This is a genomic window from Arthrobacter sp. FW306-05-C, assembly GCF_021801725.1.
Taxonomy (GTDB): Bacteria; Actinomycetota; Actinomycetes; order Actinomycetales; family Micrococcaceae; genus Arthrobacter.
The window spans coordinates 3,014,907-3,035,665 of record NZ_CP084556.1 but is presented as its reverse complement, the minus strand read 5'-3'; the positions used below and the strand labels follow the sequence as shown (position 1 = coordinate 3,035,665).

Here is a 20,759-nt window from a genome sequence, read left to right as displayed (position 1 = left end):
ATCCCCGTGCCGCCGGCCATGCTCATGCTGGCCGGCAGTGCGGGGTTCTGTCTTTGAAAGGACAAAACCATGGCAAAGCAGCTTGCGTTTAATGACGCTGCCCGCCGGTCCCTTGAGGCCGGCATCGATAAGCTCGCGAACACCGTCAAGGTGACGCTCGGCCCCCGCGGCCGCAACGTCGTCCTGGACAAGAAGTGGGGCGCCCCCACCATCACGAACGACGGCGTCACCATCGCCCGCGAAGTGGAACTGGACGATCCCTACGAGAACCTTGGCGCCCAGCTGGCCAAGGAAGTAGCTACCAAGACCAACGACGTTGCCGGCGACGGCACCACCACCGCAACGGTCCTGGCCCAGGCCCTGGTCAAGGAAGGCCTGCGCAACGTTGCAGCCGGCGCTGCCCCCGGCCAGATCAAGCGCGGCATCGAAGTTGCGGTGGAAGCCGTGGCTGCCCGCCTGCTCGAGAACGCCCGCCCGGTTGAAGGCACCCAGGTGGCAAACGTTGCCGCCATCTCCGCCCAGAGCGACGAAATCGGCGAGCTCCTCGCCGAGGCCTTCGGCAAGGTGGGCAAGGATGGCGTCATCACCATCGAAGAGTCGTCCACCACCCAGACGGAACTGGTCCTCACCGAGGGCATGCAGTTCGACAAGGGTTACCTGTCCCCGTACTTCGTCACCGACGCGGAGCGCCAGGAAGCTGTCCTCGAGGACGCCCTCATCCTGATCAACCAGGGCAAGATCTCCTCCATCCAGGAATTCCTGCCGCTGCTCGAAAAGGCGCTGCAGGCCTCCAAGCCGCTGTTCATCATTGCCGAGGACGTTGAGGGCGAGGCCCTGTCCACGCTGATCGTCAACCGCATCCGCGGCACCCTGAACGTCGTTGCCGTCAAGGCTCCGGGCTTCGGCGACCGCCGCAAGGCCATGCTGCAGGACATCGCCACCCTCACCGGTGCGCAGGTCGTCTCACCGGAGCTGGGCCTGAGCCTGGACTCCGTTGGCCTGGAGGTGCTGGGTACCGCCCGCCGCATCACCGTCACCAAGGACAACACCACCATCGTGGACGGCGCCGGTTCGGCTGAGGACGTGTCAGCACGCGTTGCCCAACTGCGCGCCGAGCTGACGCGCACCGACTCCGACTGGGACCGCGAAAAGCTCCAGGAGCGCCTGGCCAAGCTGGCCGGCGGCATCGGCGTCATCAAGGTCGGTGCTGCCACCGAGGTTGAGCTGAAGGAAAAGAAGCACCGCATCGAGGACGCGGTGTCCTCCACCCGCGCTGCCCTCGAAGAAGGCATCGTGGCAGGCGGCGGTTCCGCCCTGGTCCACGCCCTCAAGGCACTGGATGAGGACGCTTCGGTCAAGGCCCTCGAAGGCGACGCCGCAGCAGCTGTCGGCATCGTCCGCCGGGCACTGGTTCAGCCGCTGCGCTGGATCGCCCAGAACGCCGGCTTCGACGGCTACGTGGTGGCTGCCAAGGTTGCCGACGCCGAGGTCAACAACGGCTTCAACGCCAAGTCCGGCGAGTACGAGGACCTGATCGGCGCGGGCGTCATCGACCCCGTCAAGGTCACCCGTGCAGCCCTCCGCAACGCGGCCTCCATCGCTGCCCTGGTTCTCACCACCGAGACCCTGGTCGTGGAGAAGCCGGCCGAAGAGGACGAGCACGCAGGCCACAGCCACTAGCGGCTGCACCCTCGCGGCTTTCCGCTCGAAAAAGGCTGGTCCGGCATCTGCCGGACCAGCCTTTTTCATGTCCCCTGAACGAGGCCCCCTTAACCCGCCGCCATGTCCCGCGTCTCTACGCCGCCTACAGGCTCGTAGACCAAAGACACAGCGCCTTTGGGGAAGCTGCGCGCCGGCTCAGCCAGGCTGAAAGTGGTGGGTACGCTGCCGTCGTCGAAGAGGCGCTTGCCTTGTCCGAGCGCGACGGGATAAAGCCACAGGTGAAGACGGTCCAGCACGCCTGCAGACAGGAGGGACCGGATGAGGAACCCGCTGCCGAACATGTGCACCTGCCCGTAGTCCTCCCGGAGGCTGCCGGCCGCGGCGGCATGCGGCAGCACTGTGGTCCCTGCCCAGCTGGGATCGTGCAGGGAGCCGGACACGACGAACTTGGGCACCCGGTTAAGTGCGTCCGCGATGTCGCCGGTCTGGTGGGGCCAGTACGACGAAAAGATGTCATAGGTTGCCCGCCCCAGGAGCAACGCGTCCATGCGTCCGATCTCGGCAGCGATGGCGGCGCCCGCTTCGTCGTCGGACACCGGCGCCTGCCAGCCGCCGAATTCGAAGCCGCCTTCGCTGTCTTCCTCGCGGCCGCCGGGCGCCTGGTACACGCCATCGAGGGTGATGAACAGGTTCGCGACAATGATCCCCACGCGCCCATTGTGGAGCAGCGCCGGGAGGCTGTCCAGAGCCGTGGCAGGATGGTCCCATGTTGCTCCTTGAGCTTGTGGAAACCAGCGCGTCCGTTGCGTCGACCCGCTCCCGGCTGGCGAAGGTGGACGCCTTGGCCGGCCTGCTGCGCCGCCTTGAGCCAGTGGAGATCCCGACGGCGGTGGGCCTGCTCAGTGCCAAACCGCGCCAGGGCCGCGTGGGCGTGGGATGGAGTGCGGTGGCAGCGGCAAAGGAGGAGCCGGCCGACGAGCCGAGCCTGACGGTGGCCGACTTTGATGCGGCGCTGGACGGCCTGCTCGCTGCGGCGGGTACGGGGTCGGCGGCGGGGCGGACAGCAATCCTGCGGAAACTGTTGTCGGCGGCCACCGGGCCGGAACAGTCGTTCATCACCGGAGTCCTGCTCGGCGAGCTGCGCACCGGTGCGCTGGAAGGAGTCCTGACTGATGCCGTGGCCCGCGCTGCCGGGAAGCCCGTGGAAGCCGTCCGGCGTGCCGCCATGCTCTCCGGAGACCTCGGCGAAACAGCCCTCCTGGCCATCACCGGCACCCAGGCCGAGCTTGACGCCGTCGGACTGGTGGTGGGCCGCCCCGTGCTGCCCATGCTCGCCTCCACCGCAGCCAGTCCCAGTGCAGCACTGGAAACCACGGGGGAGGCCTCCGTGGAATACAAGCTCGACGGCGCGCGCATCCAGGTCCACCGCGCGGACGACCGCGTCAGCATTTACACCCGCAACCTGGCCGACGTCACCCACCGGCTGCCCGAAGTGGTGGAAGTGGTCCGTGGCCTGCCGCTGCGGCACGTAATCCTGGACGGCGAGACCCTGGCCCTCGATGAGGAAGGCGGCCCGCGGCCCTTCCAGGAAACCATGGCACGGTTTGGCGCGGATGCAGTGCGCGAAACCCTCCTGCATCCCTGGTTCTTCGATGTGCTGCACATCGATGGGAGGGACCTGCTGGACGAGCCGTTGGCCGACCGCATCGAGGTGCTTGAGCGCATTGCCCCTGCCCACCGGATCCCGGGGGAGGTAACGGCTGACCCGGCGGTTGCGGAACGTGTCTCACAGGACGCGCTTGCCGCCGGCCACGAGGGTGTTGTGGTGAAGGCGATCGGGTCCGCCTACGCGGCAGGCCGGCGTGGATCGAACTGGGTGAAAGTGAAGCCGGTCCTGACCTATGACCTGGTGGTGCTGGCCTGCGAATGGGGGTCCGGCAGGCGCACTGGGATGCTGTCCAACCTGCACCTGGGGGCCCTGGACCCTGCTGGAGAGTTCGGTGAACCCGGCGGTTACGTCATGGTGGGCAAGACTTTCAAAGGCCTTACCGATGAACTGCTGCGCTGGCAGACCGAAAGGTTCCAGGAGCTTGAGGTGCGGCGCACTGCCGGGACGGTCTGGGTGGAGCCTGTCACCGTCGTCGAAATTGCCATTGACGGGGTGCAGCAGTCGCCGCGCTACCCCGGTGGAATCGCGCTCCGTTTCGCGCGCGTCAAGCGCTACCGCGATGACAAGGTTCCGGCCGAAGCGGACACCATCCAGACCCTGCGGGGCCTGCTGCGCCCATAGGGGAGAGCTCGGCGGCTAGCGGCGCGCTCCGCTTCGCTGGCGCTGCAGCCTCCGCGCCGCCCCATCCGGTAGGCGCCTGGCGACCACCCGGTAAAAGAGCAGAACTGCCAAGGCTGCCACCACGATGCCCACGAGGTTGAGCAGCAGTTGCAGGGCAGAGCCCGCCGCCTTTTGGTATTCGCCCAACACCAAAGCCACCGCCACGTACCCGGCCGCCGGCACGGTGGTCACGGAGATGAAGACGCCGATCAGCGCGGCGGAACGCCGGCCGATGATGGACAGCATGCCCGCGATCCCGGCCAGCACCGCGACAATCAGTGAATACGGCCCGGGGTGGTAGATGAATTCGACGGCCGACCCCTTGTCCAGGGCATCGCGCGGGAACAGCCCCAGCGGCACCGAAAGCCACGCAGTGAGTGCTGCCAGCAGCATGGCAACGGGGAACCCGACACCCAACGCGACGGCGGCGCGCCGGCCAAGCTTCCACTGCCGGGTGGCCAGCGACACGGCCAGGGCGGCCAGCGGCCCGAACTCGGGGCCCACCGCCATGGCGCCCACAATGGCAATCGGGGAATCGGTCACAATGCCAATTCCTGCGAGCTGTGTGGCCAGGACCAGGAAAGCGAGGAAGTTCCACGTCAGCCTGGAATCCTCGCCGGTTTGCCGGGTCACGTCGTCCCAGATCACCGCGTCTGCGCCGTCCCCCGGGGCGGACCGCTCCGCCTGGTCCGCCTTTCTCGAGAGGACGAATTCCGGCGTCGACATGGCAATCGAGCCCGCCTCCTGGATCTTCAGGATGTCCAGCTTTTCGAGCAGTTCCTCCACGGACTCCCGGGCGATGAAAACCTCGATCACGTCGCCCGGAGGCACCACGGCAGCTCCCTTGGCCACCATGACTTCTGCCACACCCCGCTGGTCGCGGCATGTCTGTACCGTTACCTCGGACAGCTCCCCGGGCACACAGATCCGCAGTTGGACAACCATGCCCGCTCCCTTCGCCGGTTGTGGCCAGCATAGTCCGGACGGCCGCATTGATTAGCTGTTAAAGACGGCGTTGGCTAGGCTTGCTGCTTTGGCTGGCGGGATTTTGAGAGGTTCTTGTGTCGATAACGGAAACCCCGAAGGCACCGGAACCCAGGCCCAGTGTCGCCACAAGACACCGGAAGCCGTCTTTCCGGCCGGAGATCCAGGGCCTGCGGTCACTGGCTGTCCTCATGGTGGTGACTTACCACGTCTGGTTCGGGCGCGTCTCCGGTGGGGTGGATGTCTTCCTCTTTATTTCCGCCTTCCTGATGACGCTCCAATTCCTTGGACGCCATGACCGGAAGCAGCCCTTCGCCCTCGCAAAACACTGGCTCCACCTGTTCCGGCGGCTCCTCCCGGCAGCTGTCACCGTTATCGTGGCAACCCTGGCCGTGTCCGCCCTGGTCCTTCCACCCACCCGGTGGCTGGACCTCATCGCGCAAGGCTGGGCCTCCCTGTCCTATTCGGAGAACCGCCTGCTGCAGCAGCAGGCGGTGGATTACTACGCCAACGACCACAGCCTGGCCAGCCCCTTCCAGCACTTTTGGTCGCTGTCCATCCAGGGACAGGTCTTCATCCTGTGGCCCCTGATCTTCGCGCTGGCCGGCTGGACGGCACGGCGCTACCGGTTGTCCTACCGCCCCCTGCTTGCCTACATCTTCTTCGCCATCTTCCTCGGTTCGCTGGGCTACTCCATCATCTTCACCGCCATCAACCAGGTGCAGGCTTACTTCGATACCGGCGCCCGGCTGTGGGAATTCGCCTTGGGCACGCTCGTGGCCTTGATCCTCCCCGGCCTGCGCTTCCGGCGCCGGACCCGCGTCATCATGGGCTGGGTGGGGGTTCTGGCCATGCTGGCGTGCGGCATTGTCCTGGACGTGCAGGGGGCTTTCCCCGGTATTGCCGCGCTGTGGCCCACAGTCGCCGCGGCCATGGTCCTCGTCGCGGGCCAGACAGAGAGCGCCGCAGGGATAGACCGCTTTCTCTCTGCCAAGCCGCTGGTCAAGCTCGGCGACATCTCCTACGCCCTGTACCTGTGGCACTGGCCGCTCCTGGTCCTCGCTCTCGCCTGGAGCGGCAAGGACCACGCCGGATGGCTCTCCGGTTCCGTCATCATCCTGGTGGCCCTGGCGCTCGCCTACCTGACCACGCGCTACATCGAAAAGCCCTGGCGTGAATGGAAATGGCCGGAAGTCCGGAAGCGCAGGGCCGCCCTGGCCATCATGCTGGCCGTGGCTGTGGCGGCGGTGCCTCTGTCCGGCTGGAGTTTCCAGCTTGAGTTGGAACGCCGTGCGGTGGAAGCGCAAAAGATCGCCAACAACCCCGGGTCCCGCGTCCTTGACCCCGCTTACACGGCCGCAACGCCGGCCCCGGATGCTTCCCTCCTCCCGTTGGCCGCGGACCTCACCAAGAACTGGGTATCCCTGGATGGGCCGTGCACGGAGGAGATCGCCCCGGACAGCCGTCTGTTGAAGGGATCGTGTTTCGAACAGCGGCCGTCCGGTGAGCCTTCCAAGCGGGTCCTGGTGCTCGGGGACAGCCATGCGCAGCAATGGACCGGTGCCGTCAAACCGTTGGCAGCCCAAAAGAACTGGCTGCTGTATTCCATCCTCAAGGGTGCCTGCAAGGCCACGCCGGCGGGGCTCGGAGGAAGCGAGGACTGCGACGCCTTCAACGCGGACGTGCAGAAGGAAATCACCCGGCAAAAGCCTGATGCCATCATCGTGGTGGGGACTGCGGCGGCGCCCTCGACTCCTGCCGAGGCCCTGACACCGGGGTTCGAGGAGATGGTCTCCGGGTGGCTGGACCAGGGGATCCAGGTAGCTGCCGTCCGGGACAATCCCCGTTTTTCCTTCAACATGGCTGAATGCGTGGTTCGGGAAGGTGCCGAGGCCCAGGGCTGCCGCCCGGCGATCGGGGACAATTTTCCGGCGGCCAGTCCCTTCGACACCCTGGACATGGCGCGTCTGCCCGGCTTGTCCCTGGTGGACCTGACAGACAGGATCTGCACGCCGACGGAGTGCCCTGCCGTGGTGGGCAACGTGTATGTGTATCTGGACGACAACCACCTGAGCGCGGAATACGCGGAAAGCATGGCGGACGAGTTTGCCAAGCGGCTGCAGACGGCGGCGGGATGGGCGGTCTGATGCCGCAGGCAGCACCAGACACCAAAGCCACGTCAGCAGGCCCCGCGCCTTCGAAGCCCCGGAAGCCCTCCTTCCGCCCCGAGGTCCAGGGCCTGCGCGCCCTGGCTGTCCTGATGGTGGTGGCCTACCATGTCTGGCTGGGCCGCGTGTCCGGCGGTGTGGACATTTTCCTGTTGATTTCTGCATTCCTGCTCACCCTCTCCTTCGTCCGCAAGGCGGAGTCAGGCAAGCCCTTCCAGCTCCTGGCGCACTGGCTGCACCTGTTCAAGCGCCTGTTGCCCGCCGTCGTCGTGGTGATCCTGGGGGTCCTGGCCGGAACCTGGCTGATCCTGCCGCAGGGGCGGTGGCCGGAGGTGCTCGACCAGGCGTGGGCGTCCCTGCTCTACCGCCAGAACTGGCTGCTGGCGGATGCCGCCGTGGACTATTACGCGCAGGACCATGCGGGCGCCAGCCCACTGCAGCACTTCTGGTCGCTGTCCATCCAGGGGCAGGTCTTCATCCTGTGGCCACTGATCTTCGCCGCCACGGCCATTGCGCTGTCCCGGCTGCGCCGGATACCCCGCCTGGGCCGACTGACTTACCGCGGGCTGCTCGCCGTCGTGTTTGGGACGGTGTTCGTGCTGTCCCTGGCCTATTCCGTAGAACAGACCGCCACCAGCCAGGCCTACGCCTACTTCGACACGCGAGCCCGGCTTTGGGAGTTTGCGCTGGGGTCATTGCTGGCCCTGGTGCTGCCCTACCTGAAGCCCGGCCGCAGGCTCCGGGTGGTGCTGGGCTGGGCCGGACTGGCAGGCATGGTTTCGTGCGGGCTGGTCCTGACCGTTGACCGTTCCTTCCCCGGGTATGCGGCACTCTGGCCAACGTTGTCGGCGGCCGCCATCATCGTGGCGGGGCAGACCGGCAGCCGGTTCGGGGTGGACCGCCTCCTCAGCAGCCGGCCCGCTGTCGCCCTGGGCGATAATTCCTACGCCCTGTACCTGTGGCACTGGCCCCTCCTGGTGCTGGCCCTTGCGGCTACCGGGGTGGAAGCGCCCAACCTCAAACAGGGCCTTGGCATCGTCGCTGCCTCCATCGTGCTCGCCGTCCTGACCACGCGCTTTGTCGAAAAGCCCCTGCGCGACTGGCACTGGCCCAAGCTGCGCGCCTGGCGCACCGCCGTCGTCATTGTTGCCTGTGGTGCCGTGCTGGCGGGGCCCGTCGCCGTCTGGCAGACATCGCTCACTGCGGAGGAAAGCGCGACGGCGGCACAACCGAGGGAGCTGACGCCAGGGGCGCTGGCACTCACCCCGGAGAACGAAAACACTCCCGCCCCCAGGGCCCGGACCATCCCCGGGCCCACCGCGCTGGACAACGACTGGGCCGGCATCGACTCGCCCTGCACTGGCGCCAATGCCACCAGCGACCCGATATTGGAGGGCTGCCGGCAGGAGCTGCCGGAGGAACCTTCCTCCAAGCGCATCGTGGTGCTGGGCGACTCCCATGCCCAGCAGTACCTCGCCGCGCTGGCCCCGGTTGCTGCTGCCCGCGGCTGGGAACTGGTGACACTGCTGATGCCGGCCTGCCGGTTCGGCGCCGACTCGGAAACGCGTAACGCAGAGTGCAACGCCTACAACCGCGCCAGTTCCGCCTACGTCCTGGAGCACAGGCCCGATGCTGTGTTCACGGTGGCTTCGCTGACCCACGAGGAGGCTCCCTTCGAAACCGAGGTGCCGGGATACCTCGAAGGCGTGCAGCCATTTGCCCATGCGGGTATCGAGGTGGTGGGAATCCGGGACAACCCCCGGTTCACGTTCAATATGCCGCAGTGCGCCCAGCGCCACGGTGCCGCTGCGCCGGCCTGCAACCCGGCGCTCGCCGAGTCCCTGGTGGAGCCGTCCCCCCTCGAGAACTACCGCGGCAAGCTGCCCGGGCTGCACCTGATGGACATGAGCGACTTCATTTGCGCCCGCGGGGTCTGCCCGGCGGTGGTGGGAAACGTCTACGTCTACAAGGATGACAACCACCTGACCCGGACCTATGTGGAGACCATGATCCCCATGTTCGAGCAGCGCCTGCTCGCCGCCACCGGCTGGAACTGACCCACCCCTTGGGCTTGGCCTGAGCGGCGAGCGGGTGGGGGACCGTGCGGTTGCTCACATTGGCCGCGCGGAATAGGGGGATCGGCGCCGAGGTTCTAATATTTACTCAACACTTTCTGCCCCGGAATGCCGTGCTGCACGGTGCTCCCGCAGGATCGTCTGCACAGGCCAGTTCCGTAATCACGGGCTGGTCATCGGCTGCAACCCCTACCCGTGACCCAGCAACCAAGGTAAGAGGCGCACTCATGACCGAGCCCGAACACAACCCCTTTGGCTTCATTGGCCTGACCTACGACGACGTCCTCCTCCTGCCCGGCCACACCGACGTCATCCCGTCCGAGGCAGACACCTCTTCCCGGATCTCCAAGCGGATCAGCGTGCAGACGCCGCTGCTTTCCGCCGCCATGGACACCGTTACGGAGTCCCGCATGGCCATCGCCATGGCCCGCCAGGGTGGCCTGGGCGTGGTGCACCGCAACCTGTCCATTGCCGATCAGGCGGACCAGGTTGACCGGGTCAAGCGGAGCGAGTCCGGCATGATCACCAACCCGCTCACCATTCGCCCCGAGGCGACGCTGCGTGAACTGGATGATCTCTGTGCCCACTACCGCGTCTCCGGACTGCCCGTCGTGGACGAGGACAACCGCCTGCTGGGCATCGTCACCAACCGCGACACCCGATTCGTCCCGGAGTCCGATTTCCCGCTGCGGCTGGTCAGTGACGTCATGACCAAGATGCCCCTGGTCACCGGGCACGTGGGCATCAGCCGCGAGGAAGCCTCGCACAAGCTGGCCACCAACAAGATCGAAAAGCTTCCGCTGGTGGACGACCAGGGCCGGCTGAAGGGCCTGATCACCACCAAGGACTTCACCAAGGCCGAGCAGTACCCGCTGGCCACCAAGGATGACGAAGGCCGGCTCCGCGTGGGTGCCGCCATCGGCTTCTTCGGGGACGGCTGGGAGCGCGCCATGACCCTGGTGGACGCCGGCGTCGACGCGCTGTTCGTGGACACTGCCAACGGCCACTCCCAAGGCGTGCTGGACATGATCCACCGCCTGAAGTCCGAGCCCGCCGCCGCGCATGTGGACATCATCGGCGGCCAGGCTGCCACCCGCGAAGGTGCACAGGCGCTGATCGACGCCGGTGCCGACGGCATCAAGGTGGGCGTCGGTCCGGGATCCATCTGCACCACCCGTGTGGTGGCCGGCGTGGGCGTCCCGCAGATCACCGCCATCTACGAATCCGCCAAGGCTGCCATCCCGGCCGGCGTGCCGCTGATCGCCGACGGCGGCCTGCAGTACTCGGGCGACATCGGCAAGGCCCTGGTGGCCGGTGCGGACACCGTCATGCTCGGCTCCCTGCTCGCCGGTTGCGACGAGTCCCCGGGCGAGCTGATCTTCGTCAACGGCAAGCAGTTCAAGTCCTACCGCGGCATGGGCTCCCTCGGCGCCATGCAGTCGCGCGGCAAGAACACGTCCTACTCGAAGGACCGCTATTTCCAGGCCGATGTGTCCGGCGACGACAAGCTCATCCCCGAAGGCATCGAAGGCCGTGTTGCCTACCGCGGTCCGCTGTCCTCGGTGGCGTACCAGCTGGTGGGCGGCCTGCGCCAGACCATGTTCTACACCGGCGCACCCACCATTCCTGAGCTGAAGGTCCGCGGCAAGTTCGTCCGGATCACCTCTGCCGGGCTGAAGGAATCGCACCCACACGACATCCAAATGACCGTCGAGGCGCCAAACTACGGCTCGCGCTAAGCTGCGGCGGCACGTTTCCGCTGAGCGTGCATGAATAAAAGGAGGCAGGGGTGACCCTGCCTCCTTTTGTTTTGGCCTGAGACAGCTGCGAAACAGAATGTCAGACCCTCGATAGATGATTCTTCTATGGGAATCGGCTGTGGCGCTGGGGTGGCTTTGGAGGGTGTTCGTGCCTCTGTGGCTGCCCTCGGCGCGCTGGATGCCATAAGTGTGCTGGACCGGGAGGATGCGTTCCTGGCCTCCGGGATTGCTGTTGGTTCGGGCGCTGCTCTCGGTTCCGGCGTTGTTATTGGTCCGGGTGTCGATGTGCTGCAGCGGCGGTACGAGATCCGGCTGGAACGGCTCGGACTAACGGCCCGCCTGGAAGCGCAGCTTGCCGCCATGAAGGCGCGGGATGCAGCCGAGGCGATCGGGTTCCAGCAGGCCATGACCCCGCCCGACGCGTCGGTGCAGGACCGTACCTACGCCGAGATGTCCATGGTGGAAGAGATCGCAGGGGTCCTCACCATCAGCTCCGCCGCCGCAGGCGCCCTGGTGGAACAGTCCCGGAAAATCTGCTCCCTCCCACCCGTGTTCCAGGCCCTGGCCACCGGCGCCATGTCCTGGCAGCACGCCCGCATCGTCGCGGACGAAACCGAGGGCCTCGATCCGGCCGGCGCTGCCGCGCTGGTGGCCCACTTCTTCGACCCCGACGCACCCCACCCCGCCCGCGGCGCAACCCCGGGCCAACTCGTCCCCTCCCGGTTCCGGGCCAAAGTCCGTAACTGGCGCGAACGACACCACCCCGAGACACTGCAGAAACGCCACGCCAAAGGGGTTACTGACCGGCGGATGGAATACACCCCGGACCGCGACGGCATGGCCTGGATCTCGCTCTACCTCCCCGGCGACACCGCCTGCGCCATCTGGAACCGCACCACCGCCACCGCCCGCGGCCTCCAAGGCCCCAACGAACCACGCACCATCACCCAACTCCGCCCCGACATCGCAGCATCCCTGCTCCTCAGCGCCGGCAACACCACCGGCAACACTCTGACAGCCACCGGCACCACCACCGCGGCAGAGCCGGCCAGCATCGACGACGGGACCGGCAACGACGACGTGACCGGCACCGACGCCAGTTCGTCGGCCGTGACGGAAATCGGCAAGGTTCCCACCCCGCGCGCGGACGTCCTGGTCATGGTGCCGGTGTTCTCCCTGCTCGGACTCACGGATGAGCCAGCGGTACTGGACGGGCTGGGACCGATCCCGGCATCCATGGCCCGCAAACTGGTCGCCGACGGTGCGGACTCCTTCTACCGCGTCCTGGTCGACCCCCGCGACGGGGCACCCTTGGAGATCGGCCGGAAGAACTACCGGCTCACCGAAACCATCAAACGCTGGATCAGGATGCGCGACGGCAAATGCACCTTCCCCGGCTGCACCAACCGCACCCCGGACAACGAAACCGACCACCTGAAAGCCTGGGAACACGGCGGAACCACCGGGGCCAGCAACCTGGCACAACTCTGCCCGGAACACCACCGGCTCAAACACCACAGCCAATGGACACCAGACCCGGCCACCAACAACGGATCACCCGGCTGGACCTCGCCCACCGGCCGCCACTACAAACCCGAACACCCCCACCCAGAACCCACACACTGGCCAGTAGAGATTCATGCGCAGGGCAGGACAGATGTTCCGGGCGGGACATTCGAGCCTAAAACCGGGGTGAATCTTAATGGGGAATTGCTGCGGGTGGTTGGCCATCGCCCGGACTTCCATTACCTGGATTGGTCCCCGGGAGAGGACGCCTTGCGGCGCTGTCTCCATTCCACCAAATGACTCCAGGCCTGTTCGAGCACTCCCAGCACTAGGCTGATTCCATGCCTCCAACACGCCATCCGGCGGAGCTGACTCCTAAGCGCGATCCGCAAAAGCGGCTTGCCTTGCGCCCCTATGCCAAGGCCGTGGCCCAAGTCCTCCGAGTGAGCTTCCGGGCATCCCCAGGCGCTGTGGTCATGAAGGTGCTCGGCTCCCTGATCTCCGCAGTGCTGCCGCTGGTCACCACCTACTTCGCGTCCCTCACCACCTCGGCGCTGGCCGCGGCATATGCGGGCGACGGCGGAGCAGGCCGAAGTGCTGTCGTCTACGTCATCATCACGGCCGCGCTGGGGCTGTTCTGGGGCGCCTTCAACAGCGTGGACCGCTACATCCAGCAGTTGATGAGTTTCAAGGTTGGCGCCATCGTGGGGGACCAGATGTATGAGCGGTTCCTCGCTCTCGAGTTCTGGCGCTACGACGACAAAGAGACGGTGGATCTATACGACCGGGCAAAGCGGTTCTCCGATTCCTATGCCCGCGTCCTGGACCGCATCGCCGCCATCTTCACGCAGCTGGTCTCGGTCATCCTGGCCATCGGCGCCCTGCTGCTGGTCAGCTGGTGGATCGCCGTCATCGTCCTGGTGGCGATCGTCCCCAGCGTGTACCTGCAGTTCAAGCTGTCCAGGGAGCAGATCGCGCACTGGAACACGCAGGTGGATTCACGCCGTCAGCGGCGCATGATTGAAACCAACCTCCTGCGGCCGCAACACATCGCCGAGATGCGGCTCTACGGCATTGTCGGCTTCCTCATGGGCCTTCGGTCCCGGCTCCGCGACGCGGACGAGCGGCGGCGCCTGGATTACCAGCGACGCTACATCCCCAAGCAGCTTGCCGCCGACGCACTCCAATACGGCGCGGAGGTGGTCTCGCTGATCTGGGTGGTGGGGCAGATCATTGCCCGCGCCGCCCCGGTGGGCCAGTTCCTCTACGTTCAGCAGATCGTCAGCCGTGCCCTGTCCACGGCGAACAACCTGGTGTCGTCCCTGAGCTCCATCGATGAGGACCTGGCTAACCTGAAGGACTACGAGCTGTTCATGGCGATGCCCATGCACTCGGAACACGCGCCTCCTCTGCTGCAAGCACCCAAGGAAGTGGAGCTGAAGGACATCCGCTTCACGTACACGGGCAGCGACATTGAAGTGATCAAGGGCATAAGCCTGACCATCCGCCAGGGCCAGCACATCGCCATCGTGGGGGAAAACGGTGCCGGCAAGTCCACCCTGATCCGCATCCTCGCAGGCCTCTACCGTCCCGACTCGGGGCAAGTCCTGCTCGACGGCGTGGACCTGGCCGCCGTCGACGTCACCTCCTGGCACCGGCACCTGGCGGTTCTCAGCCAGGAGTTCCTCAAGTACGAGTTCGCCACGGCCGCCGAGAACATCTACTTCGGCGATGTGGAGAGTCCTCGCGATGATGACCGCATCCGCAGGGCCGCAGCCGACGCCGAGGCACTCGACTTCATCAACAAGCTGCCCAACGGCCTGGATAACCACGTCAGCAACTGGATGGAAGACCCCCGCGGCCGGAAGGGGAGCGGCCTTTCCGGCGGTCAGTGGCAGCGCCTGGCGATGGCCCGGAACTTCTACCGGGACGCATCCTTCATGGTCATGGATGAGCCCACGTCCGCCATTGATGCGCTGGCCGAGCACCGGATCTTTACGCGTCTCTTCGCCGACCGCAGCAGCACCATCATCGCCATCAGCCACCGGCTGGCCACCATCGAGAAGGCGGACGTGGTGTACATGCTGGAGGACGGGCAGATCGTGGAGCAGGGAACCCACAAGGAGCTGGTGGCACTGCGCGGCCGCTATTTCCGCATGTTCGAGTCCCAGCTTTCCGTGGAGGAACCTGAAGGAGTCTGACGCAGGTTGTCGAAGCCCGCACTCCGCGCAGGGTACGGCGAAGACCATGCTCATCCACCAAAACCGGAAGAGACGGGCCCTTCGATGGGCACAACCCCGTGCCCGTTCCTGTGCATCACGGTTGCCTCGGCGCCGGCGTCTCCAACGCTTCCACCACGGTGGTGCGCACGCGGGCCACACTTGGCCGCGGCGGCACACTGCTGAAGCCGAACGTTACGGCCGGCCGGATGGGGGAGAGCGTCCCGGCGTTGGCACCTTCCCAAGTGACGACGGCGGAGGTCACGTGGTGCAGGTCGGTCACCCCATAGAACTCCGCCCTTCCACTGCCGGCAGTTCCGTAGGTGCGGGCGCCGGGTGCCGCGAGGGCAGCGAGTGGATTGACCGCGGCGAGCCAGCGGGGATGGACAGCAAGGCGCCGGGGCACTGCCTGAAGCACCGAACCCAGGCGAGTCCTGGCACCGGTGACGGCCCGGATTTCCAGCGGGCCGGCGTCGACCGTCAACCTGTGGCCGGCGAGCGAGGCGGAAACGTCCACCACCTGCACCTCGTCAAAGCTGTAGGTGGCGGCGATGAAGCCGGCAACTTCAGGCGTCGGTGCCAGCAGCAGCCGGTGTCCCGAAGGCTGCTGGACCATGACGTCCGAGAAGGATCCGAAGGGGGAGTCCTGCCATATTCCAACTACGGCGCGCAGCCCGGAAGTAGTACCAATGCCGGCGATATGCCCGTCAAATGTCCAGCGGCTGCCCATCACGCCACTGTAGCGGGAAGGGTGCGCCTTACAGAGGTCCGGAAGCCGGGTTGCCGTAGGGTCACGCCAAGAGGACCAGGTCCTCCCTGTCGGAAGGAAGCCCAATCGTAAGCTGGTCGCGGGAGCATCCACCGAGACTCCGGAGAAGGCTACGTGTTTGCCCCGCGCCGCCGCCACGGGCAGCGCTTTCCGTCAGGATCCGGCCCGGGCAAAGCCAGCGGACCTGCTGGGATAACCTAGAGCAGTGACTTATGAGATCGAGATCGGCCGTGGCAAGCGTGGGCGTCGTGCCTACTCCCTGGATGACATCGCAATCGTCCCCAACCGTCGCACCCGCGACCCCAAGGACGTCTCCGTCTCTTGGCAGATCGACGCCTACCAGTTCGACATGCCAGTGATCGCCGCTCCGATGGACTCGGCCATGTCCCCGGCCACGGCCATTGCCCTGGGCAAGCTGGGTGGCCTCGGCGTGCTGGATCTGGAAGGCCTCTGGACCCGGTACGAGGATCCGCAGTCGGTCCTCGATGAAATTGCGGCGCTTGAAGACAAGACCAACAGCCCCGTCGTCACCGGTCGGATGCAGGAGCTGTACCAGGCACCCATCCAGCCGGAACTCATCACGTCCCGCCTGGCCGAAATCCGCGAGGCCGGCGTCACCGTTGCCGGATCCCTGACCCCGCAGCGCACCCAGGAGCACTACAAGACGGTCCTGGCTGCCGGCGTCGATATCTTTGTCATCCGCGGCACCACCGTGTCGGCCGAACACGTCTCCAAGGACCACGAGCCCCTCAACCTCAAGCAGTTCATCTATGAACTCGACGTCCCGGTGATCGTGGGCGGCGCAGCCGGCTACACCCCGGCGCTGCACCTCATGCGCACCGGTGCCGCCGGCGTGCTGGTGGGCTTCGGTGGCGGCGCAACCACCACCACGCGGCGCGCCCTGGGCATCCACTCGCCCATGGCTTCCGCAATCTCCGACGTCGCCGCGGCACGCCGCGACTACATGGACGAATCCGGCGGCCGCTACGTCCACGTGATTGCCGACGGCGGCATGGGCACCTCGGGTGACATCGTCAAGGCAATCGCCATGGGCGCCGACGCCGTCATGCTGGGCAGTGCCCTTGCCAGGGCAGAAGAAGCGCCGGGCAAGGGCTGGCACTGGGGCCAGGAAGCCCACCACACCGAGCTGCCGCGCGGGGACCGCGCCAATGTCGGCACCGTTGGGCCGCTGGAGGAGGTCCTCTTCGGACCCGGCCACCACACAAACGGCACGTCCAACCTCATTGGTGCGCTGCGGCGCTCCATGGCGACCACCGGCTATTCGGACCTGAAGGAATTCCAGCGGGTCGACGTCGTCGTATCGCCTTACGAAGGAAACTAAGCACAGGTCAGGGCCGGGTGGGCACCACCCGGCCCTGCCCAAAGCACGCCCATTGCAAGTAGTGTGGGGTTACTACCGGCACTAGAGGCACTGGAGGCGTTCAATGAAGAGTGTTCCTGCAAACGGCGGGGTCCTTGGCCCCGAAGCCAGGGAAGCATCCATCCAGCGGCTGCGCGCCACAGCCGAACCCGGCCAGGAGCTGGACATTCTGATTGTGGGCGGTGGCATCGTTGGTGCCGGAGCAGCGCTGGACGCCGTGACCCGTGGGCTGAGCGTTGGCATCGTCGAGGCAAGCGACTGGGCCGCCGGTACCTCCTCAAGGTCATCCAAACTCATCCATGGCGGCCTGCGCTACTTGGAAATGCTGGACTTTGCCCTGGTCAAGGAGGCCCTGCAGGAACGCGGCCTGCTGCTCTCCGAGATTGCCCCGCACCTGGCGCGGCCGGTGCCCTTCCTTTACCCGCTCACCAAGCCGTTCATTGAGCGTCCGTACGTGGGCGCCGGCATCGCACTGTACGACGTCATGTCCATCTCCAGCGGACACAGCCGCGGCGTGCCGTTCCACAAGCACTTGAGCAAGCGCGGCACGCTGCGGGCGGCCCCCAGCCTGAAGAACGATGCCTTTGTGGGATCGATCAGGTACTACGACGGTCAGGTGGATGACGCCAAATACGTGGCCAACCTGGTCCGCACGGCTGCATACTACGGAGCGCATGCAGTGAACCAGATGGCGGTGGTGGACTTCCTGCGCGAGGGCGAGCGGGTGGTTGGAGCCAAGGTGGAGAACCGCGAGGACGGCACGCAGTTCAGCGTCCGCGCCAAGCAGGTCATCAATGCCACGGGTGTGTGGACCGATGAAACCCAGGCCATGGTGACGGACCGCGGCCAGTTGAAGGTGCGCGCCTCCAAGGGTATCCACCTGGTGGTTCCCCGGGACCGTTTCCAGTCCACCGTGGGGCTGATCCTGCGCACCGAGAAGTCGGTGCTGTTCGTCATCCCGTGGGGCAGGCACTGGATCATTGGCACCACCGACACGGACTGGCATCTGGACAAGGCGCATCCGGCAGCCTCCAGCAAGGACATCGACTACGTCCTGGAACACGTCAACCAGGTTCTGAAGCGGCCGCTCACCAGGGAAGACGTCGAAGGGGTCTATGCCGGGCTGCGGCCGCTGCTGGCCGGTGAAAATGACTCCACCGCCAAGCTCTCCCGCGAGCACGTGGTGGCGCATCCGGTTCCCGGCCTGGTGGTGGTGGCCGGCGGCAAGTGGACCACCTACCGGGTCATGGCCAAGGACGCCGTCGACGAGGCCACCCGCACCATGGACGAGCGGGTGCCGCCCAGCTGTACCGAGACCATCCCGCTGCTGGGCGCCAGCGGTTTCCGGGCGGCCTGGAACCGGCGGAACCGCACCGCGGAGGAATCCGGGGTGCACGTGGCGCGGATCGAGCACCTGCTCAACCGATACGGGTCCATGACCCCCGAAGTCCTGGAAATCATCGAGCAGAACCCTGAACTGGCTGAGCCTATCCCGGGAGCCGATGACTATCTTCAGGCCGAGGCCGTGTACGCAGCCACGCACGAGGGCGCCCGCCATGTGCAGGACGTCCTGACCCGACGGACGAGGATCTCCATCGAGGCGTGGGACCGCGGCGTGTCCGCTGCCCCTGTTGTCGCTAAACTGATGGGTGACGTCCTTGGCTGGAGCGAGGCACAGCGCGAAAACGAAGTCCGCCACTACCTTGCCCGTGTGGAGGCGGAACGCCTTAGCCAGCAACAGCCGGACGACGAATCCGCAGACGCTGCCCGCCTGGGCGCGGAAGACATCGTGCCCTTGCGTTGAGGGGCCGCTAGCCCCACTGCTGACCGAAGGGATACGCCTTGGCGGAACCACTGGACCCGTATGACGCCCATTTGACCACCGCCGACATGGTGATCCTGGAAATGGAGGCCAAGGACAAGACCGACGCCACCAACCAACTGGCAGAGCGGCTGCACGCGGCAGGGCGGATCTCAGATCTTGACGGGTTCCTGAAGAACGTTAACGCCCGGGAGCACCAACTGGCCACGGGGCTCCCGGGCGGCATCGGGTTGCCGCACGCAAGGAGCGAATTCGTCTCCCAAACGTCCATCGCGGTTGGAATCGCGAAGTACGGCCATGCGCTGGACTTTGGTGCCGCGGACGGTCCGGCCACGGTCATCCTGTTGATTGCCACCCCGGCCAGCTCCTTCTCGGACCACCTGGAGGTGCTGGCCACCCTGGCCCGGTCGCTCTCAAAGGAGTCTTTCCGGGAGTCGCTGCGTCGTGCGTACGACGCCGAAGTGATTGCCGAACTCATCAACTCCAGCCTGGTCTTCTTCGACCACTAGGCGCGGCTGGGATGGGCCGGTCCCGTTTCCGGTCCGGATGCCCTGGCGTTTAGTTGTTCTACAGAAGTACGAAGTACGGTTAAGACGTGTGGAAAACAGCCCTTAAGCCCCGATGGATCGCAGGCTTTATCTTCGCGATCGTTCTCTCCGGGGTCTTCGTGCTGCTGAGCCAGTGGCAGTTCGGGCGCTCCACCCAACCCGAGGTGCCGGTCAACCCGGCTTCTGAACAGGTCCAACAGCTCACAAGCACCCTGCAGCCCGGGGAGTTCTTCCACGGAAGCGTCGCAGACCAGATGGTGACGGCGCAGGGAACGTACAGCCCGGACAAGCAGGTCCTGGTTCCCGGCAGGCTCCACGACGGCAAAAGCGGCTACTGGGTGGTGTCCGCCTTCGCCGTCAACGGTGCCCCGGCCCTGACCGGCGCGGGCGCATCTCCCCAAACCTGGATCCCGGTGGCACGCGGGTGGGTAGCCGAGCCGGGGGATGCGGCAGCACCGCCGTCGGGCGTTGTTGAACTAACCGGACGCCTCCTGCCATCCGAGGCGCCGGTGGCCGGGAAGTCGCCCAAGCCGGGGGAGGCCACGGCTGTTTCCGTCGCCGAGCTCATCAACTACTGGGACGTGAGCAGCTACCCGGGCTTTGTGTCTGCCACCGCCGAGGTGGTGGGCGGCCAGGACGTCAGCGCCTCAGCCGTCCCTGGAAAGCTCCTGCCCCTGGATATCGGGCCGCAGCCCCCCGGGCAGCACATCAACTGGCTCAACCTGTTCTATTCCATCGAATGGGTCGTCTTCGCCGGTTTCGCCTTCTTTATCTGGTGGCGCCTGGTCAAGGACGACTACCACCGCGATCTCGAGGAGGCCCTCGAGGACGCCGATGAAGCCCCCGCAGGCGGCCTCCACGAAACACAGCCTCTTCAGCAGCAGCCTAACCAGCACCAGCCTGAACAGCAGCAGCCTGACCAGCACCAGCAGAAGGTACAGCCATGATTGATCCGAAACCCGCCACCCCATCCCCGCAGGCATCCGGCGGCAAGACTTCCGGCAAGAAGCGCCGCTTCGGCGGTACTGAGGCACAGATCCGGTCGGCCCTGAAGTTCTACAAGGTCATGGCCTACCTCACCGGCACCATGCTGCTCCTGCTCTGCGCCGAACTCGTGGCGCGGTACGGCTTCGGGCAGTACCTGTTCGCGGGCGGCACCAACGCAGTGACCGGCCAGCCGTTCGGCTTCGGATTCGCCGACGCCGAACCGGCCGGGGTGATCAACGGCGTCAACGTCTCCGTCACGGTGCTGATCGTGCACGGCTGGATGTACGTGGTGTACCTGATCTCCAACTTCCGGCTGTGGTCGCTTATGCGCTGGCCGTTCCTGAAGCTAATCCTGCTGGCACTGGGTGGCGTGGTGCCGTTCCTGTCCTTCATCGTCGAGAAGAAGTTCCACGCCGAGGTGGAGGCCGAGCTGGCCGCCAACCCGCAGGCCCCGCAGCGCTACTGATCCCCTCCGCAGTGGGCTGCGCACAGGCAGCCGACCGGCCGCCGTCGGACGTTTGCTCCGTCACAGCGCGGCCTCCCAAGGTG

General features: G+C 66.1%; 15 protein-coding genes. 12 read left to right on the top strand and 3 right to left on the bottom strand.

All coding sequences use genetic code 11. The annotated features are described in order from the left end of the window. Nucleotides 1-69 precede the first annotated feature (69 nt). The gene (gene groL / locus LFT44_RS14005; RefSeq protein ID WP_236799047.1) at nucleotides 70-1,680 is read left to right on the top strand and encodes a chaperonin GroEL; all 1,611 of its coding nucleotides are present in this window, start codon (nucleotides 70-72) and stop codon (nucleotides 1,678-1,680) included. Between the two features lie 89 nt (nucleotides 1,681-1,769). Here the strand turns inward: groL and LFT44_RS14000 are convergent, their stop codons facing one another. Beyond that, the gene (locus LFT44_RS14000) at nucleotides 1,770-2,372 is read right to left on the bottom strand and encodes a dihydrofolate reductase family protein (RefSeq protein ID WP_236799046.1); all 603 of its coding nucleotides are present in this window, start codon (nucleotides 2,370-2,372) and stop codon (nucleotides 1,770-1,772) included. A 56-nt stretch (nucleotides 2,373-2,428) separates the two neighbouring features. On the opposite strand from LFT44_RS14000, the gene LFT44_RS13995 reads away from it, so the two are divergent. Further along, nucleotides 2,429-3,952, top strand: coding sequence for an ATP-dependent DNA ligase (locus LFT44_RS13995; RefSeq protein ID WP_236799045.1), 1,524 nt, complete (start codon nucleotides 2,429-2,431; stop codon nucleotides 3,950-3,952). A 15-nt stretch (nucleotides 3,953-3,967) separates the two neighbouring features. Here LFT44_RS13995 and LFT44_RS13990 read toward each other — a convergent pair whose 3' ends face one another. Further along, nucleotides 3,968-4,936 (bottom strand): DUF389 domain-containing protein, encoded by a 969-nt coding sequence (locus LFT44_RS13990; RefSeq protein ID WP_236799044.1) that lies wholly within the window; start codon nucleotides 4,934-4,936, stop codon nucleotides 3,968-3,970. 230 nt (nucleotides 4,937-5,166) lie between these two features. Here LFT44_RS13990 and LFT44_RS13985 point away from each other — a divergent pair, with 230 nt between their 5' ends. The 5 genes from LFT44_RS13985 to LFT44_RS13965 all read left to right on the top strand — a co-directional run bounded on the left by LFT44_RS13985 (nucleotide 5,167) and on the right by LFT44_RS13965 (nucleotide 14,685). Beyond that, entirely contained in the window at nucleotides 5,167-7,122 is a 1,956-nt protein-coding gene (locus tag LFT44_RS13985; RefSeq protein ID WP_236799043.1) for an acyltransferase family protein, read from the top strand. After that, nucleotides 7,122-9,200, top strand: coding sequence for an acyltransferase family protein (locus tag LFT44_RS13980; protein WP_236799042.1), 2,079 nt, complete (start codon nucleotides 7,122-7,124; stop codon nucleotides 9,198-9,200). Before LFT44_RS13985 ends, LFT44_RS13980 begins: the two co-directional genes overlap by 1 nt. Nucleotides 9,201-9,445: 245 nt before the next feature. Next, complete coding sequence (gene guaB / locus LFT44_RS13975) at nucleotides 9,446-10,957, top strand: IMP dehydrogenase (RefSeq protein ID WP_142133152.1); 1,512 nt, start codon at nucleotides 9,446-9,448, stop codon at nucleotides 10,955-10,957. Nucleotides 10,958-11,083: 126 nt separating this feature from the next. Continuing rightward, nucleotides 11,084-12,784 (top strand): HNH endonuclease signature motif containing protein, encoded by a 1,701-nt coding sequence (locus LFT44_RS13970; protein ID WP_236799041.1) that lies wholly within the window; start codon nucleotides 11,084-11,086, stop codon nucleotides 12,782-12,784. A 41-nt stretch (nucleotides 12,785-12,825) separates the two neighbouring features. Next, nucleotides 12,826-14,685 (top strand): ABC transporter ATP-binding protein, encoded by a 1,860-nt coding sequence (locus LFT44_RS13965; protein ID WP_236799040.1) that lies wholly within the window; start codon nucleotides 12,826-12,828, stop codon nucleotides 14,683-14,685. A 115-nt stretch (nucleotides 14,686-14,800) separates the two neighbouring features. On the opposite strand, the gene LFT44_RS13960 is transcribed toward LFT44_RS13965, so the two are convergent. Next, entirely contained in the window at nucleotides 14,801-15,433 is a 633-nt protein-coding gene (locus LFT44_RS13960; protein WP_236799039.1) for a hypothetical protein, read from the bottom strand. Nucleotides 15,434-15,677: 244 nt separating this feature from the next. Here LFT44_RS13960 and LFT44_RS13955 point away from each other — a divergent pair, with 244 nt between their 5' ends. The 5 genes from LFT44_RS13955 to LFT44_RS13935 all read left to right on the top strand — a co-directional run bounded on the left by LFT44_RS13955 (nucleotide 15,678) and on the right by LFT44_RS13935 (nucleotide 20,676). Further along, complete coding sequence (locus LFT44_RS13955; RefSeq protein WP_236799038.1) at nucleotides 15,678-16,814, top strand: GuaB3 family IMP dehydrogenase-related protein; 1,137 nt, start codon at nucleotides 15,678-15,680, stop codon at nucleotides 16,812-16,814. 103 nt (nucleotides 16,815-16,917) lie between these two features. Further along, a complete protein-coding gene (locus LFT44_RS13950) occupies nucleotides 16,918-18,657 on the top strand; it encodes a glycerol-3-phosphate dehydrogenase/oxidase (protein ID WP_236799037.1) in 1,740 nt (579 codons plus the stop codon). Nucleotides 18,658-18,695: 38 nt separating this feature from the next. After that, nucleotides 18,696-19,184 carry a PTS sugar transporter subunit IIA gene (locus LFT44_RS13945; RefSeq protein ID WP_018769223.1) on the top strand — a complete coding sequence of 163 codons (489 nt, stop codon included), beginning with the start codon at nucleotides 18,696-18,698 and terminating at the stop codon, nucleotides 19,182-19,184. 86 nt (nucleotides 19,185-19,270) lie between these two features. After that, nucleotides 19,271-20,170 carry an SURF1 family protein gene (locus LFT44_RS13940; RefSeq protein ID WP_236799036.1) on the top strand — a complete coding sequence of 300 codons (900 nt, stop codon included), beginning with the start codon at nucleotides 19,271-19,273 and terminating at the stop codon, nucleotides 20,168-20,170. Then, nucleotides 20,167-20,676, top strand: coding sequence for a DUF3817 domain-containing protein (locus tag LFT44_RS13935; protein WP_236799035.1), 510 nt, complete (start codon nucleotides 20,167-20,169; stop codon nucleotides 20,674-20,676). Before LFT44_RS13940 ends, LFT44_RS13935 begins: the two co-directional genes overlap by 4 nt. Nucleotides 20,677-20,759 lie beyond the last annotated feature (83 nt).